General features: G+C 57.3%; 16 protein-coding genes. 11 read left to right on the forward strand and 5 right to left on the reverse strand.

Going from position 1 to position 15,322, the window contains the following annotated elements:
* The first annotated feature begins 172 nt into the window (after nucleotides 1-172).
* Together CCGE525_RS15215 and CCGE525_RS15220 are read left to right on the forward strand one after the other, a co-directional pair.
* On the forward strand, nucleotides 173-2,023 hold the full coding sequence (locus CCGE525_RS15215) for an AAA family ATPase (protein WP_120705006.1): 1,851 nt from the start codon (nucleotides 173-175) through the stop codon (nucleotides 2,021-2,023).
* A gap of 28 nt (nucleotides 2,024-2,051) precedes the next feature.
* Nucleotides 2,052-3,107 carry a hypothetical protein gene (locus CCGE525_RS15220; protein WP_162950188.1) on the forward strand — a complete coding sequence of 352 codons (1,056 nt, stop codon included), beginning with the start codon at nucleotides 2,052-2,054 and terminating at the stop codon, nucleotides 3,105-3,107.
* An 89-nt stretch (nucleotides 3,108-3,196) separates the two neighbouring features.
* On the opposite strand, the gene CCGE525_RS15225 is transcribed toward CCGE525_RS15220, so the two are convergent.
* From CCGE525_RS15225 to CCGE525_RS15235, 3 genes are all read right to left on the reverse strand, one after another.
* Entirely contained in the window at nucleotides 3,197-3,520 is a 324-nt protein-coding gene (locus CCGE525_RS15225; RefSeq protein ID WP_120705008.1) for a phage holin family protein, read from the reverse strand.
* A 156-nt stretch (nucleotides 3,521-3,676) separates the two neighbouring features.
* On the reverse strand, nucleotides 3,677-3,901 hold the full coding sequence (locus tag CCGE525_RS38330; RefSeq protein ID WP_162950189.1) for a hypothetical protein: 225 nt from the start codon (nucleotides 3,899-3,901) through the stop codon (nucleotides 3,677-3,679).
* The gene (locus tag CCGE525_RS15235; protein WP_120705009.1) at nucleotides 3,898-4,542 is read right to left on the reverse strand and encodes a M15 family metallopeptidase; all 645 of its coding nucleotides are present in this window, start codon (nucleotides 4,540-4,542) and stop codon (nucleotides 3,898-3,900) included. Before CCGE525_RS15235 ends, CCGE525_RS38330 begins: the two co-directional genes overlap by 4 nt.
* Before the next feature lie 94 nt (nucleotides 4,543-4,636).
* Between CCGE525_RS15235 and CCGE525_RS15240 the strand changes: the two genes are divergently transcribed.
* Complete coding sequence (locus CCGE525_RS15240; RefSeq protein ID WP_120705010.1) at nucleotides 4,637-4,879, forward strand: DUF4160 domain-containing protein; 243 nt, start codon at nucleotides 4,637-4,639, stop codon at nucleotides 4,877-4,879.
* A gap of 15 nt (nucleotides 4,880-4,894) precedes the next feature.
* Nucleotides 4,895-5,374: a hypothetical protein gene (locus CCGE525_RS15245; protein ID WP_120705011.1), complete on the forward strand. Its 480-nt coding sequence runs from the start codon at nucleotides 4,895-4,897 to the stop codon at nucleotides 5,372-5,374.
* Nucleotides 5,375-5,722: 348 nt separating this feature from the next.
* Here the strand turns inward: CCGE525_RS15245 and CCGE525_RS38960 are convergent, their stop codons facing one another.
* Nucleotides 5,723-5,911, reverse strand: a complete 189-nt coding sequence (locus tag CCGE525_RS38960) for a hypothetical protein (RefSeq protein WP_245472022.1) — start codon at nucleotides 5,909-5,911, stop codon at nucleotides 5,723-5,725.
* Nucleotides 5,912-6,442: 531 nt separating this feature from the next.
* A complete protein-coding gene (locus CCGE525_RS15260) occupies nucleotides 6,443-7,348 on the reverse strand; it encodes a nucleotidyltransferase and HEPN domain-containing protein (RefSeq protein WP_120705013.1) in 906 nt (301 codons plus the stop codon).
* Nucleotides 7,349-8,361: 1,013 nt separating this feature from the next.
* Between CCGE525_RS15260 and CCGE525_RS15265 the strand changes: the two genes are divergently transcribed.
* The 7 genes from CCGE525_RS15265 (at nucleotide 8,362) to cydC (ending at nucleotide 15,296) form a co-directional block, all read left to right on the forward strand.
* Nucleotides 8,362-9,156 (forward strand): polysaccharide deacetylase family protein, encoded by a 795-nt coding sequence (locus CCGE525_RS15265; protein ID WP_120705014.1) that lies wholly within the window; start codon nucleotides 8,362-8,364, stop codon nucleotides 9,154-9,156.
* Between the two features lie 176 nt (nucleotides 9,157-9,332).
* Complete coding sequence (locus tag CCGE525_RS15270; protein ID WP_120705015.1) at nucleotides 9,333-9,746, forward strand: DoxX family protein; 414 nt, start codon at nucleotides 9,333-9,335, stop codon at nucleotides 9,744-9,746.
* A 174-nt stretch (nucleotides 9,747-9,920) separates the two neighbouring features.
* Nucleotides 9,921-10,448, forward strand: a complete 528-nt coding sequence (locus CCGE525_RS15275) for an arsenate reductase ArsC (RefSeq protein WP_120705016.1) — start codon at nucleotides 9,921-9,923, stop codon at nucleotides 10,446-10,448.
* A 269-nt stretch (nucleotides 10,449-10,717) separates the two neighbouring features.
* The gene (locus CCGE525_RS15280; RefSeq protein WP_120705017.1) at nucleotides 10,718-11,128 is read left to right on the forward strand and encodes a universal stress protein; all 411 of its coding nucleotides are present in this window, start codon (nucleotides 10,718-10,720) and stop codon (nucleotides 11,126-11,128) included.
* A gap of 152 nt (nucleotides 11,129-11,280) precedes the next feature.
* Complete coding sequence (locus CCGE525_RS15285) at nucleotides 11,281-11,856, forward strand: GbsR/MarR family transcriptional regulator (protein WP_120705018.1); 576 nt, start codon at nucleotides 11,281-11,283, stop codon at nucleotides 11,854-11,856.
* A 3-nt stretch (nucleotides 11,857-11,859) separates the two neighbouring features.
* Entirely contained in the window at nucleotides 11,860-13,608 is a 1,749-nt protein-coding gene (gene cydD / locus CCGE525_RS15290) for a thiol reductant ABC exporter subunit CydD (protein ID WP_120705019.1), read from the forward strand.
* Nucleotides 13,605-15,296 (forward strand): thiol reductant ABC exporter subunit CydC, encoded by a 1,692-nt coding sequence (gene cydC, locus CCGE525_RS15295; protein WP_120705020.1) that lies wholly within the window; start codon nucleotides 13,605-13,607, stop codon nucleotides 15,294-15,296. Before cydD ends, cydC begins: the two co-directional genes overlap by 4 nt.
* Nucleotides 15,297-15,322: the final 26 nt, after the last annotated feature.

Below are 15,322 nucleotides of genomic sequence, written 5' to 3' on the forward strand. Positions count from 1 at the left end.
CGGCATTGCAATCCGAAACCGCAAGCCGATGCTGACGATCATATTTAAGCTGGTGTACTCCCCTCACCGTATTATTTCGGCTTGATTCAAAGCCCCACAACCTATTCAATCGACAGTAGGACGCGCGACAATCGATTTCGCGCTGACATAGAAAATATAGAAAAGCGATAAAATGCTCACTAGCTGGCAAATCAAAAATTTCAAATCGTTTAAAGAGCCGCCGCAAGTGGACTTTTCAACTGTGAATGTTTTAGCTGGAGCTAATAGCAGCGGGAAGAGCACCCTTATTCAAAGCATTTTGCTGTTGAAGCAGACCATCCAGTACGGCTCTCAAGATCGCGAAATCACCCTCAATGGCCCGCTTTTGCGTCTTGGGTCATTCAGTGACATACGGAACAACAGTTCATCAAATAGTAATTTCACCGTCGCTTTTGACATGAAGGTTCTACGCGGGGGCGGACCGAATCAGCTCCGTCCCGATTGGGCGAGATCAGCCGGTTATTCCTTGTATTCTGGGAATTCCGTAACGTGGGAAAGAATATCCCTATTTCTAGATTACGCAGACTTAACCGAAGATACCTTTCCGAGACTTGATATCGCCGAGACACGCAAACCGCCAAGCTTGACGAGGCTCAACCTCGAAATACAAGGTTCTTTGGACGATCAAAAAGAAATTAATACCTGGGAATTTACGCTAAACCCGGAAGGCCGATGGCCATATCACGCCAACTTAGATCCAACGAGCCAGAAAGAAGTTATTGACGGCAGGCCGGACGGCAGGGTGAACGGGGGTCTTATTTCCCATTTCTTGCCCGAGATAGCTGTTGTCGATTACAACGCGACCGAACTTGCAGTGAACAATATTGTGGAAACAATATTCGAGCCTAGCTTTCTCGGCCGCCGTGCGAGCAATGACGAAACGCTCTCACCCGAAGTTGTCAGTCTTATCAACGACTGGCTAACAAAGCATGACCCAGCCGCAGAGCTTCTAGCAGGTGGTCCGGTGCTCGCATCACAAGCAAACCAGCGCTTCTCACGTATTGCTCGCCCACAATTTATGACTGGCATACTCGGAAGCAATCGAGTTCGCTCCGCCGCTACTGCCGAGGCTGCAGCAGACTTGGAGCAATTGAAAGCAAATGTGAAGGCGACGCTCTTAAGTGAACGAAAGCCGGAGCGCGCTGTCGCAGCAGGACGTTCGACTGGCCTGAACTACGCCGTCAGCTACATAAGCGATTTTTTCCGATTCGGCGTGAGATATCTCGGACCTCTCAGAGAGGGTCCCCGACCCGTTTATCAACCGGAGGCGTTAGAGGGATTGACCGATGTTGGCTATAAAGGAGAGCACACCGCAGCGGTTTTCGAACTGAATAAACACAACCGAGTGCAGTATATTAAACCGCCGAAGGAAGGCACCGACGACTACTATGTCGCCACAGCCGTGCAAGCCTCGGACTCGTTGGAAAATGCTGCCGCGGAATGGCTTGTTTATTTGGGTGTAGCCGCGTCGGTGCAAACAATCGACTCTGGAGTTTTTGGAAACCGAATGCAGGTTTCCATCGAGAAAGGCGCCGAACCTCATGATCTAACAAACGTAGGGGTCGGCGTTAGCCAAGTCCTTCCCATCCTCGTAACAGCTCTGCTCGCTCCTCGGGGTAGTCTACTGATTTTTGAACAGCCAGAGCTTCATTTGCATCCAAAAGTTCAGGCGCGGCTCGCAGATTTCTTTTTGGCACTAGGGATCGATGGAAAACAGACCCTGCTCGAGACGCACAGCGAATACTTGGTAGATCGCTTGCGCTTTCGGATCGCGACATCCGAAGAAGACAATATTCGGCCGTTAGTGAAGATACTCTTTTCAGAGAAGCACGACGGATGCTCGGCTCTGACGCCGGTTGAAATTAGCGAGTTCGGCGCAATTCTGAATTGGCCGGCGGATTTCTTCGAACAATCTCAAAAGGAAATCAGTAGGATCGTCCAAGCTGCAGCTCGCAAGCGAAAAAATAGGACGCACAAGGGCTGACATGCTTCATATATATTTGGATACAGCTTTGCTGGCGATTCCCAACTACGCTTATGGCATGACATCCGCCGAAGTACAGGAATTGCTTGATAGGGTAACACATTTCTCAACCATTCTTTCTGAGAAGTTACCTTTGAGAATCGTAGTGGCGGACGACGCCGAGAGCGAGCTCGATCAAGACTTTCCCACACACGAGAGCATTCAAGAGTTCCTCGAGCAAGAGCAGCTGACGGACTTCTATTCGACAAACGACTTATTATCTCAATACCTTACCATCCTTGGAAAAGCTTCTCGGCCGATAGATCTTGGTACGTTCGAAGTACACCAAGCATCAGATTTTTCATCTGATCCAGAGCTTCCACCCGGCCTTGGTCCAGCCGATCTTTTAGCGGAATCGCAAAGGGTCTTCGCAACTGTGGCTGTTCGAGCCGATGCAAGTGCCACCGCGTGGTGGGTGGGTTCAGCCATGAACGGTACGTCTAACCAGTCATTCGACGTGAGCGCGTCGGTCGTCGCCGCGTCACACGACCCGGCCCCTGTCGACGGTGCCTTGCCTTTCTCTTTTACCCGTGCGGCACGCACGATAGAACGATTAAAAGACCTCGTGGATTCCAATTCAGCGGAGGTCCTTTGGAAAGCTGCGCGGTCGCCCGAAGAATTGCACATGGCCATAACGCTTGGAGCCCTTGCAGTTCGTCGATCGATGCATCCAGAATCAGGTCTGGAAGACTTGCTGACTTTCACCGTTGGGACAGAGTTCGCCGCCAGCTTAATAACTCATCAATGTGGTGGCTCCCAGAATTATTCCTCAACAACGTTCCAACGTTGCTGCCAAGTAATTGCTGACATTGGCGTTGTGGAAACGAAAATTATGGGGCGTCCAACTCAAATTCGCCGTGAGGCTGATAACTCTGGAGCCTATCGGGTACACATCACTAAAGGCCACCAAGCGTTGCGATTGTTATATTGGGATACGCCTGGAGGTATCGAGTTTGCCAATGTCGAAGTGAAGAAAAAAATTGCGATAGAAGCGGGAAACATCGCCCAGCGGAAAAACGTCTGCATTAAACAAGTCCTCGATTGAAGTAGTTGTCGCGTGCGACCTTTGGGGCAATTTCACCGCCCATGAAGAGGAGAAAGCCAGCGTCAAATAGGCTGGCTTTCGTTACCCGTTTATTCAATAACACGTCGGGAAAACCATTTCTGAAACAGAACTTCCGTCCCGCGCGGCCCGAGGTACGCTAGCCCCGCTATCAGGCCGGTTGTCGCGGGCGGCCCGACGTTCAGATAGGAGGCAATCCCCTCCCCGATGAATGCCATGCCAAAGGCAACCGGGACTTCCCAAAGCAGTTCGATGCCAAAGAACTTCCGCCGCCCCTTGCGGGCTTCATTGCTATGCCACATAGCGCGGCCCATCATGGCACCGACGATGGTCGAGAGCGCGCCTCCACCCCAGGCATTCAGCAGCTCATAGAGCGAGTTGTATTTATCGGACATCAATCAGACTTTCCGCAGTAGAGGGCATAGCGTCCGCGATGCCGAGCGATGTTGACAGCAACCCTCCGGTCGTGACCGACAAGGTATGTGTTGGTTTCTGGCAGCGGATCGATCGGCACCAGAAGGTCGCACGGTTCAATCGCCTTGGCGGTTGGGCTACAAGCAGCCGCCGAGCAACAGGCACAAATCAGCATCATCAGCCTGAAGAGATTGTTCATCGATCTTTTGTCCGTCTTTGAGGATGGTAACGCGGCCAGCCTGTAGGGTCGCCGCAATCTCGGATTTGGCCGCGTGTCTGCCGAGCAGATAAGCGGGCGCAAATGCCAAGGCGGCACCGATCACGATGCCGCCTCCGATCTTGATGTAGTCGAATGGGGTCATGACAGCTTCCGCCATGCCAGATAAACCGTGAGGCAGACAACCATCACCGCGATAGCCATCCGCAGCCAATCGCCGGACGAGAGATCACCTTGTTGCGCCGTGACAACCTCGACGGCTTTTACAAGCGGCTCCTGCGCAACGGGTGCCGCCGTGCCGACGCCGCCGGCAACAAGCGCGACCGCCTTGGACTTTGCTTGCGCGTCGGTCTCAGCCTTTTGTTTCGCGCCGGCAATGGGTCCCTTTGACGAGTATTGCTCCCAAGGCAGTTGCCAATGGGGCCCATCCTTGAAGGTTTTCCAGTCCCCGCCCCACTCGATAGCAATGCGGAGTTCCTTTGCCGCCTGTTTCATAGCCTTGGCGATCTTGTGGTAAAGCGGCCAATCCCAAGAGACCGACCCGTTGACGACCGGCGCGAGATCGACCGCATGCCCATAGCCGTTCTCTGCGCGTAGATGACGCGAGTTCATCGTCGTGGACGCGCCGGATGCGACCATGTCCTTTTGCCGTCCAATGTCACGGACGCCCTCAAGCACCGTGAAATCAACTTCGGTGATCTGGATCGCGCGTCGGACCAGGCGAACGAGATCGGGGTGCACGCCAAAAAGACGCGAATTGCTCCGCGCCGACAGCGAGTAAGCCATAATTTCTCTCCATATTTTGGGGTAAAATTTGCACCACTTATATTTACATGGTGCATAATATGCCCTATGTTTACCCCCTCGAAGTGAGGGGCACATGGGCAAACTGGTTCAGATCGGAAACGTCATCATTCGGATTTATGCGAATCATCATTTGCCTCCGCACTTCCACATTCTCACGCCTGATGGGGATGCATTGGTGGAGATCGCGACACTGGAAATCCTGCGTGGTAAGCTCGCACGCAAGGCGCAAGATACCGCCCTCGAATGGGCAGCAAAGAACAAGGCAGCTATTGCCGCCGAGTGGAACCGGACCAATCCCCGCTTTCCAATCGCTTGAGGAAGGGAAACAGAAATGGATATGCCGCGAATTGAAAGCGTAACGCCTACGTCAAACATGACACTGGCAATAAAGTGGAAGGGTGGCACTGAATCTTCTGCAAACCTAGTTGGCTGGATTGCGACCGGCGGCGAATTGCTCGCCCCCCTCAAGTCTCCCGATGTCTGGAAAACCGCCGCAGTTGCCGACTATGGCGCAACGGTCGAATGGGCCGGCGAAGATTTGGCGATCGATGCCTATCACCTCTTCCAGATCGCCGAAGACCAACGCGATTTCAATGCCGGGGATCTACGGAAATGGCAGGAAGAGATAGGGCTTTCGAATAACGAGGCGGCGGACTTCCTTGGAGTTACCCTTCGCACATGGAAGAACTATCGCGCGGGTGCTCCGGTCAGCCATGCCGTCAAGATGCTGTTACGTGCAAGTCAACGCGACCCGCTCTTGATGCATGCGCATTACCGGCCGCGTCAGAATGGCAGGCCGAAAGCTGCTTAGCCAACAGGCCATTCATATTTCAATCATTACTGGCACCTGCAACATCTGGAGAAACGATGATTGGACGCTGCGCCATGTGCAAAAGGCAACTCGATCTCGAAGGAGATCCACTTTCCGGGAACACGGGGGGTGATTGCTGGGGATGCGTCGGGCATATGGAGGCTTTTTGTGGCGGCGATCCGCAAGAGAACATTTCGATTGGATTCGTTGCAAAAGAAATCGAGTGGGGTTGGAGAGAACGCGACGGAAGACCGAAGCCTCAATCGTTCTTCCTGTCAAATCCGCAATATTGGCCTAGTGAATGACTGTTTGGAGGAAGATCAACCCTCTCTCCTGAAAAGCTCTGGCCTAGTTCTCATCAATCCGCCCGAAGCGGCGAGGCGTAAGGAAAACCGGAGGCGTGGCGGGCGTGCCCGGCGCGCTACTCGGCGCAACCTTCCCGGCCGTATCGGCGGCTTCAAGCGGTTCGACACCTTCGCGCCTGCCGCCGCCCTCGTCTTCGGTCGCCGACTTGCCGTCGTAAAGTCGTCCCGACACGTCAACCTCAAAGCCCGTTGTCTTCGCATACTTAGAGCGTGCCGTTTTGATGATGTACGGCACGCCATCAAGTCCGGGCGAACATCTGCGACGAGTAGAGGCAAGCCCGCCCCAATTTCGGCATCGCCTAGTACCGTTACCGAAACAGCGCCCTCCCCGCGTGCAAGCTCTTTCGCTTTCGCGCGCGTGGCCTTGTCCGCTTCTGCTGGCGAGAAAAAGGCATCGGGAATGCGATAGACGCTATCGCCATCCGCATCCGCATCGGCTTCAACCTCCACACGCTGCGCCTTGTCCGCGTCCTGATAGTAAGACACCACCTTGCGATACTTCGTGCGGTCGTTGATATCGACTTTCAACGTGCCGGTTTTGATGACGGCGGGCGTGAGGATGACAGAGCCGAGAGACGCGCCGGAAACCGACAGACCGGAGCCGCGCCGGGCATACAGTAGCCGCCGCTGCTTGATGGCAAACAGGGCGTTGTGCCGATCTGCCAGCCGCCGAAGGAAATGGATGTTTGTTCGTCCTGCCGGCCTAAGGTTTCGTTCGAAGGTTATCGAGATGCTCTTCGCAGATGGTCTTCACCAGGTGCTGCAGCTGGGTGGTGCGCCCACCGAGCCAGAGTAGCGCTTCTTCGCTGATGCTGAAATGCGGAGAATAACGGGCCTTCACGTAAGCCTGATTGATGGTATTGAACCAGGCGACATAGCGTTGTCGCTCCTTCGGCCAGATCTCCACGAGTCGCCGGTCACGACCTTCTGCTAGCATCCTTAGGTGGTTGAGGTTATGCGAGGCGGGACTGTAGCTGGTCAACGTGAGCAATAGCGTCGAATAGGATTGCTCAATGGCTTGATGAAGCAGGAACGCCGCATGCTTAGAATGGCCCTTCTTTACATAGAGTTGGACGCCATCCATCAAAGCTACCGCGAAGGAATACCGGTCGTCAAAATGCTCCCTGGCAACTCGGTATTCATCCGCAGCTGAAAGCGGCTTCGGCTGGGCTAGTTCTTCATCGTCGAGCTCGAAGAGTACTATTCCGTCGCGACGGATGTCGCTGAAGAAATAGTTGCCCTCCTTCAGCGCCGTGTTGACCTCACGGCGCGAGTGCACGATCAGGCTGACCGGCGTCTTGATAGCGCGGTCATAGGGGAAACGAGTGGCTGCCTTGTGCCAGAAAAGCGCGAAATCGGTGAGTTTGCGGTTGTTGACGATGATCAGCAGATCATAATCGGATTTATAACCCTTGCTGGTGTGAACCTCATCGACCCAGTCGCCGCGAGCGTAGGAGCCGAACAAAATGATCTTGAGAATGCGGCCCTTCTTTTTGAACTCCGCCGTGCCCTCCTTCAAGGCATCCTCGAACTCCTCGTGCAGGATCTCCACGATGTGCGATAATTCGCGCTGTTTGCGCTCCGGCAGATGCTCAAGGCTGGATTTCATAAAAAACGGAAACCTTTCTGACGGGGCCATTTTAGACACGATCCGGTTGCAAATGCCAATCCGGCGTTGGTTAGAGAACAGCAGATTTTCTTCAGGGTGCACCCCTCTGTAGGAATTTCATTTGCCTTCGGGATGAAGATTTTTCTGCTCACGATTGCCGCTTATAAATCGCTATCTGCTAATCATCCTTTGTGAGAGTCATATTCGCTCCTGGAACAAATGTAGAACATAATTGCCTTTTGCTCCGATGAACAGAGACACTTGGCGTCCGACCGACGTGGGCAGAGGGTCTTCTACCCGGTTGAGCAAATTCTGTGATCGATGAATCGAATGCGAAGTGACGGCGGTGCCGCCTGCGGATGAAGTCATTTTAGTCACTCTGATAACCACGACGTTGAAACTTCGGGATAACGAACTCGCCACGCGGCAATTTCAAAAGCTCGGTCCCCACCTCCTCAAGAACCTACGCCACCAAGGCATGCGAAGCGTTTTGCGAGGAAGAATTGCGGAACGGCGCCTTCCGGCGCCAGCCGGCCTTGACAGCAGGCGAGCACTGCCTGTCCAGCCTTCCAAGTCCCCCACCCAACCATCCATGGATAAACCGTAACTTGCCTCCCCTCCCATTGAGGATGACACTCCTATCGCGCCGGATAACGGAGATGATAGACATGTCGAATTTGGAAATGCTTGTCAGACGCCGGATCGAAGAAGAGCGCGCCAAGGGGACATCCCCAGAGCGAATAGCGCAGCTCGTTCAGGAACTCTTCAACAGCACGGACCCCGCGCAGGCTGGTGCTTCCCATGCGGTTTCACGCGATCGGAATTCATAGCCGAATTGCGCATGCATCACCTTCGCCGGCTCGAACCCTGACATCATCGCGCCGGCGTCCCCTTCGGGCTTGTCTCGAAAGCGCGCGCCGGTTTCCCGGCCGATAAGGAGACAATAAGCCAGCCTTAATGGAACAGCCGCTATAGACATGCGATAACGAGCCGGGAAACGAGGGGCGCTATCCATGTCCATTGGGAATTACCTTCGCATTGTACCCGCCGCGCTCGCATTGCTTTGCAGCGCCTTGTCGGCCACGGCGGCCGGGCGGGTTATCTATCTGACCTTCGATGACGGCCCGCTGTCGGGGACGGCGAATGTTCTGGATGTGCTTGCCGAAGAGCAAGTGCCGGCGGCGATGTTCTTGGTCGGACTTCATGTCGAATCCAGTGGGGAGCAAAGAGCGCTGCTGATGCGCGCCAAGGCGCTGCCTCTGGTCACGGTTGGAAACCACAGTTACAGCCACGCGAACAATCGTTACAGGGACTTCTATTCCGACACCGACGCCGTCGTTGCGGATATGCTCAAGGCCAATAGCGTGCTTGGCCTGACGCCCTGGGTCTATGCCCGCTTGCCAGGGCGCGATGTCTTTCGCCTGATCGATTATTCCAAGGACGATCTTTCAATGGATCCCGCCCACTACGAGCGCGAAGTGGTCGATTACGACTATGTGGCCGCGATGAAGTTCCTGATCTACGGCTGGGATTTCGAATGGGCGCATTCGGGTGATGGCAAGCCGGTGCAATCCGTCGATCTCCTGCTTAGCGAAATTGATCATCTCTTCGCCTATGGCCGGTTCATGAAACGCAATGAGATGATTCTCTTGATGCATGATGAGATGTTTCAGGATCGTTTTAACGGCAGGGAAAAGCTCAAAACGCTCATTCAGCAATTGAAGGAACGTGGCTATGTGTTTGGCGACATAAAGCAATATGATCCGAATCCGTATACGGGAACTGCCGCTCGCTCGTCGGCGAAGTGATTTGGCGATGGCACCTCGAACCGGACATCATGAGAGGTCGGATCACGTGATCTAACCGCCAACGCAAAAACATTTCCCGCAGCATGTCGGGAATGCGGCTTGTCTTCCGTCCTTGGGTGAGAACGGCGATATTGTAATCGGGATTGCCGGATAGTCGAAAAACGGAGGATATGCACATGGGCAAGACAATCGCAATCTGCCTGGCCAGACTGATCTTCGGCGCCGTCTTCGTGATGGCGGCCACTTTCAAATTCGCGGACATGCAATCGACGGCGGGCTATATCGCCTCGGCCGGTTTCCCACTGCCGCTGTTCCTCGCCTGGATCGCCGCCTTATTCGAAAGCGCGCTGGCGATCTGCCTGCTGACGGGGGCCTTCTTCTCCGAAGCCGCGTTGCTTGCCGGCATCTACGTCATCTTCCTCGCCTTGAGCTTCCATGGTCCAAGCCGCTGGAGCGGCAATCAGGCGGAATTCGGCTTCTTCGTCGATCATTTCGTCTTTCTCGCCGGCCTGTTGTTTGCGGCGGTCCACGGCCCTGGCGAAAGACTGGCCGTTCGTGTCGGCATGCTGCGATCGGAAACCGGCATCTGACCGCAGCCGTTTTCTTCAAGAGTGACGCATCTCTCGCCTTATAGTGTATAGTTGCTGCGATGCTTCCGACGGTTGGCGCACTCGATAAAAGGGGCGGCGCCGGCCATTCGAAATGAACATATCCGCTGCTGCGACTATCATCCGCTTTACTGAGGACATGGGGGAGAAAGCGTAATGAGCGATGATCACATCTATAATGTTCTATTCCTTTGCACCGGCAATTCCGCCCGTTCAACCCTTGCCGAATCGATCTTGAACACGGAAGGCAAGGGCCACTTCCGTGCTTTTTCGGCCGGTAGCTATCCCAAGGGCCAGATAAATCCCTGGGCCACCAAAACACTTGACGCGCTTGGATATCCCTCTTCCGGCTTCAGCTCGAAAAGCTGGGATGTTTTCGCCGAGCCGGGCGCACCGCAGATGGATTTCATCATCACCGTCTGTGACGATGCGGCGGGTGAAGTCTGCCCGGTATGGCCTGGCCATCCCGCCTCCGCACACTGGGGCATCGAAGACCCCTCCACTGTCGAAGGCTCCGAACTCGACAAGGCTCGCGCCTTCGCGCAGACCGCTCGCTATCTGAAAAATCGGATCATGCTCCTGGTCAACCTTCCGATCGCGTCGATCGACCGGTTGGCGCTGGAAGCACATCTGCAAGAGATTGGCCAGATGGAAGGATCGACATCTCCGGTCAAAGCGGAGTGATATTTTCCGGCTTGCGGCACCAGGCGAACAAGTGATCGGGCGCGCTAGATTGGAGAGTTTGTAGACCGAATTTCTCCGGCGCCCCTTCAAATGATCAACCGAGGCTTTCATGATGCCGTTGTGTATTTCGACGGTAGGTTGAGTCGCAGCCACGCAAGTGTGGCCGATGGCGGCAGGATTGATTTCGATCAAGGCTCGCCCGTTCCATGCCCGGCATAATCACAACATGGAAAATCCGGTGAGCTTTTAGCCCGGCGCAAGGAGATCATATGTATCGCAGAATTGTTTGTGCCCTTGACATAGGCAAGTTGCAAAAGGGCGAACGGCTTCTGAGACGGGCGGCAGCATTGGCGGACGACGGTGGCGAGATCATCGTGGTGCACGTCGTCGAGGACGTACCGAGCTATCTCGCCGATCTGCCGCAAGCGGTCGTGACCGGCGCGATCAAAGATTCGCAGGAAAAGTTCGAGAGTCTCTGCCATCGCATGGCGATTCCAGCAATTGTCGATACCCGTACCGGAAGGCCGGCAACCGCCATTCTCGCAGTCGCTGAAGAGAGGAAGGCCGACCTCATCATCGTCGGCTCCCATATTCCGGACCTTTCGAATTATTTCCTGGGAGCAACCGCCGACCGGATCGTGCGGCACGCGAAATGCTCCGTTCTGGTCGAACGCGGATGAGGGCAATCATGCGCTTGGGAAAGCGATGGAAGCGTCACGCAAGCGTCTCCCCGCACGGATTGACGCATGGGCGACATATCGATTGCAAACAGGACAGAACGACTTACAGTGATTTCAGAAATTTCTGAAATCACTGACAACAGGATGCGACCATGAATCTTCCGCCTCTCGTACAGTCCTTTGTGCTTCACTTCGGGGAGATGGGTTCGCGATGGGGCATCAACCGCACCGTCGGACAGATTTACGCCCTGCTCTTCGTCTCCCCGGCGCCGCTCTGCGCTGAAGAGATTGTCGAAGCCCTCGGCATTTCCCGTTCGAATGTCTCCATGAGCCTGCGCGAGCTGCAGACCTGGAACCTTGTGCTCCTGAGGCACAAGCCCGACGACCGTCGCGACTTTTTCACTACGCCGGACGATGTCTGGCAGATCCTGCGCACGCTTGCCGAAGAGCGTAAGAAGCGCGAGGTCGATCCGACTCTCTCGATGCTGCGCGAAGTGCTGATGCAGCAGCCGGCAAGCGATGCCGAACGTTATGCCCAGGGACGGATGAGCGAAATGTACGGCCTGATCGAGCGGCTGACCAATTGGTACGACGACGTCAGGCGGTTGGAGACGGAGCGGCTCGCGACTCTGCTGCTGCTCGGCTCGAAGGTGACGAAGCTGCTGGAAACAAAGGACCGCGTCGTCTCGCTCGGCCGCCGCCGTCCCAAGACGACGAAAGAGGATTGAACGATGACGGCTGCTTTCTTCGATCCTGACATCACTCCAGAAGAAGCGCACACGGCCGAGTCCGACGCTGCGCCGGCCGCGAAGCGAAACCGAGCAAGCCGGAAACAAAAGCCGGCGGGGCTTAAGCTGGCCGCAGGCATGCAGACCGCTGCTGCGCTGGTCTGGATTCCACAGGCAGCCCTCCTCGCCTTCAGCGTCGGCGTCATTAGCGATGGCGGCAGCACAACGGACGTGGCACTTGCGGCCCTTGCCATTTTGGCGCTTGGCATCGTTCGCGCCGCTGTCGAGGCCGCCGGCGGACGCATTGCTTTCCGCGCGGCGAGAGGCGAGCTTACATCGCGGCGCAATCGCGCCGTTGCGGCGCTTGCAGCCCGGTCGCCCCTCGACATTGGCAGGCCGGCCTCGGGTTTGGCGGCGAGCGTCGTCAGCGAACAGGCCGAGGCGGTCGTGCCCTATCTCGCCCGCTTCCAGCCGATACGCATGAAGGCGAGCACGGTGCCGCTCGTCTTCTTCGCCTGCATCTTTCCGATTTCCTGGGTTGCGGCGCTCATCCTGCTCATCGCCGCGCCGCTCATTCCAATTTTCATGGCTCTGATCGGCTGGCGCGCCAAAGCCGCCAGCGAAAAGCAATTGGCCGAAACCGGCGGCCTCAACGCCTTCTTGCTCGACCGCCTACGCGGCCTCGCAACGATCCGGGCACTCGACGCCGTGGATGTAACGGCGGTACGGTTGCGCGCCGATGCGGACTCGTTGCGAAGCCGCACGATGGCGGTGTTGAAGATCGCCTTTTTGTCCTCCGCCGTTCTCGAGCTTTTCTCCGCCCTCGGTGTTGCCGCAACCGCCGTCTATATCGGCTTCAGCCTGCTGGGTTCGATCGACATCGGCACATGGCACGGCCGGCTCACGCTTACACAAGGCCTTTTCATCCTTCTGCTCGCACCGGCTTTTTTCGAGCCTCTGCGAGAACTCTCGGCCGTATGGCACGATCGCGCCAACGGCGAAGCGGCGCTTGCCGCACTCGACGCCTTATCGTCGCAAGGACCTACGATCCTCGATGGAGCGGAGCCAGACGGCGTAAAGGCCCCGACTACCGTTCCCTCCGTGCAGATCGATGGGCTGGTCTTCCGCCACGCACCGGATCTTCCGGTGGTGATCGACGACCTCTATCTCAATGTTGCAGCGGGAGACCATGTCGCACTCTGGGGTGCCAGCGGCTCCGGCAAAACCACCATCCTGTCCCTGATTGCGGGGCTTGCTCAGCACGAAGCCGGCACGATCAGGGTCGGCGGCGTCCCGCTGACGGAGGATAGCGCCGCCGCCCTTCGCTGTCGCATGGCCTGGATTGGACAGAGGCCTCATATTTTCTCCGGCAGCCTAAAGCGAAATGTCAGCGTTGGACGGGCCGGTATCGACGATGGCACCATCGAAGATGCGCTTCGGACGGTGCGCCTAGACGGCGTGGTCGCTGCCAACGAGATCGCCGCAGTCGGTGAAGGCGGCCTTGGCCTCTCTGGCGGCGAAGCGCTGCGGCTGGCGTTGGCCCGCGTAGCCGCCAACAACGACGCCGGCATTATCCTCGCCGACGAGCCAACCGCCCACCTCGATGCCGCAACTGCGGCCGATGTGACCGAGGCTTTGCTCGCGCTGGCAAAGGGCCGGACGCTGATCGTCGCCACCCATGATCCGCTGCTTGCGGCACGCCTCGACCGCACTATCCATCTTGAAACGCGACGCAGGGGGATTGCCGCATGAAACGGAGCCTAACCACGCTTCTGCCGATCGTCCGCCTGTTTCGTGCCGAGCGCGGACGCGGTCTTTGCCTCGGCGCAGTGCTATCGGCTTTGGCCGTGCTCTCCGGTGCCGGATTGCTCGGTCTTTCCGGCTGGTTCGTCACCGCGACGGCGCTCGCCGGCATGTCGGCGACCAGCGCCATCATCTTCGACGTCTTCGCGCCATCGGCCGGCATCCGCCTGCTCGCCATCAGCCGCACAGCAGCACGCTATGGCGAACGGCTGGTGACCCATGACGCAACTCTGCGCGTTCTCGCGGCATTGCGCGAAAGGCTCTTTCGCGGCTGGGCAGCACCCGGCAGCGCCGCAGCCATGATGCGCCGTCCGGCAAAGCTGCTGTTCCGGCTGACGGCCGACATCGATGCGCTCGATTCGCTTTACCTGCGCGTACTGTTGCCGGCGGGCGTCGCTCTGCTATCAGCTCTCGCCATCGGCGTTGCGCTGGGCCTGATGCAGCCGATCTTCGGTATTTTGGTCGGCCTTTGGCTCGTTATCACCGGCCTCGGCATTCCTTTGATAGCCGGTCGAATGGCGATGAAGCCTGGACGCCGCCGCGCCCACGCGATGGAAGCGCTCCGTGCGCGCGTCATCGATCTGGTCGCCGGCCAGACGGATCTTGCCATGGCCGGTCGTCTACGGGCGCAACGCGTCGCGATCGACGACGCCGACCGACGGCTCACTGACGCGGATCATGAATTGAACAGGATCGAAAATGCCGTCGGCTTCGGCTTTTCGCTCGCCTCGACGGTTCTGCTGACAGCCACGCTTCTGACCGTTGCCGCGCTGGCAAAACACGGCACGATCGGAGCGCCGGCCGCCGCTTTCGGCTTGCTGATCGCCTTCGCCGCGACGGAACCGTTCGCGGCACTGCGCCGCGGGGCGTTGGAGCTCGGCCGCACGCTGCTTGCCGCCAGGCGTATCGCCCCGCGCCTGGCGACGGAAGATATAGCCTCTGAGACCATGCAGCCACCCGACGGCTATGCATTCCAGTTGAAGGCTGTCAGCGCATCCTACGAGAAAGCGCGGCATCCGGCGATCGAGAACCTGTCCCTGTCACTGGCTGCCGGTGAGCGACTTGCCCTTGTCGGCGCAAGCGGCGCCGGAAAATCGACACTTCTCGCTCTGCTTGCCGGCGAAATCGCTCCGGCTTCCGGGACGATCACCCGCCTCAGCGCGACAACGCTGACGCAGCGCACCGAGCTTTTCAACGATACGATCCGCGACAACCTGTTGCTCGCCGACCCGCTCGCAAGCGACGAACGGCTCCGTCAGGCGCTGCAGGCCGCAGGCCTTCTCGCCGATATCCAGGCGCTGCCGGAAATACTATCGGCGCGTCTCGGTGAAGGCGGTGCCGGCCTGTCGGGCGGCCAATCGCGCAGGCTGGCGCTGGCCCGGCTCTTCCTGCGCGACACGCCGCTCTGGCTGCTCGACGAACCGACTGAAGGGCTCGACGCTGAAACCGCGCGCGCTGTCTTGGGAGAGATCGCCACCAACACCGCCGGACGCAGCCTCGTCATCGCCACACATATCCGCCGCGAAGCCGCGATCGCCGATCGTATTGCGATGCTCGAGCATGGCCGCATTACAGCATCGGCGCGACGCGGCGAACAAGAATTCGATGCCATCCTGAACCGGCTGCGACCGGACTGAGGCGGCAAACTGACCGTACAAAGACG

The organism is Rhizobium jaguaris (assembly GCF_003627755.1).
Classification (GTDB): Bacteria; Pseudomonadota; Alphaproteobacteria; order Rhizobiales; family Rhizobiaceae; genus Rhizobium; species Rhizobium jaguaris.

What these genes read in the sequence shown, in the direction of transcription:
- CCGE525_RS15215 (WP_120705006.1), top strand. Translation starts at nt 173, where the DNA reads ATGCTCACTAGCTGGCAAATCAAAAATTTCAAATCGTTTAAAGAGCCG.
- CCGE525_RS15225 (WP_120705008.1), bottom strand. Translation starts at nt 3,520, where the DNA reads ATGTCCGATAAATACAACTCGCTCTATGAGCTGCTGAATGCCTGGGGT.
- CCGE525_RS38330 (WP_162950189.1), bottom strand. Translation starts at nt 3,901, where the DNA reads ATGACCCCATTCGACTACATCAAGATCGGAGGCGGCATCGTGATCGGT.
- CCGE525_RS15235 (WP_120705009.1), bottom strand. Translation starts at nt 4,542, where the DNA reads ATGGCTTACTCGCTGTCGGCGCGGAGCAATTCGCGTCTTTTTGGCGTG.
- CCGE525_RS15240 (WP_120705010.1), top strand. Translation starts at nt 4,637, where the DNA reads ATGGGCAAACTGGTTCAGATCGGAAACGTCATCATTCGGATTTATGCG.
- CCGE525_RS15245 (WP_120705011.1), top strand. Translation starts at nt 4,895, where the DNA reads ATGGATATGCCGCGAATTGAAAGCGTAACGCCTACGTCAAACATGACA.
- CCGE525_RS15260 (WP_120705013.1), bottom strand. Translation starts at nt 7,348, where the DNA reads ATGAAATCCAGCCTTGAGCATCTGCCGGAGCGCAAACAGCGCGAATTA.
- CCGE525_RS15265 (WP_120705014.1), top strand. Translation starts at nt 8,362, where the DNA reads ATGTCCATTGGGAATTACCTTCGCATTGTACCCGCCGCGCTCGCATTG.
- CCGE525_RS15270 (WP_120705015.1), top strand. Translation starts at nt 9,333, where the DNA reads ATGGGCAAGACAATCGCAATCTGCCTGGCCAGACTGATCTTCGGCGCC.
- CCGE525_RS15275 (WP_120705016.1), top strand. Translation starts at nt 9,921, where the DNA reads ATGAGCGATGATCACATCTATAATGTTCTATTCCTTTGCACCGGCAAT.
- CCGE525_RS15280 (WP_120705017.1), top strand. Translation starts at nt 10,718, where the DNA reads ATGTATCGCAGAATTGTTTGTGCCCTTGACATAGGCAAGTTGCAAAAG.
- CCGE525_RS15285 (WP_120705018.1), top strand. Translation starts at nt 11,281, where the DNA reads ATGAATCTTCCGCCTCTCGTACAGTCCTTTGTGCTTCACTTCGGGGAG.
- cydD (WP_120705019.1), top strand. Translation starts at nt 11,860, where the DNA reads ATGACGGCTGCTTTCTTCGATCCTGACATCACTCCAGAAGAAGCGCAC.
- cydC (WP_120705020.1), top strand. Translation starts at nt 13,605, where the DNA reads ATGAAACGGAGCCTAACCACGCTTCTGCCGATCGTCCGCCTGTTTCGT.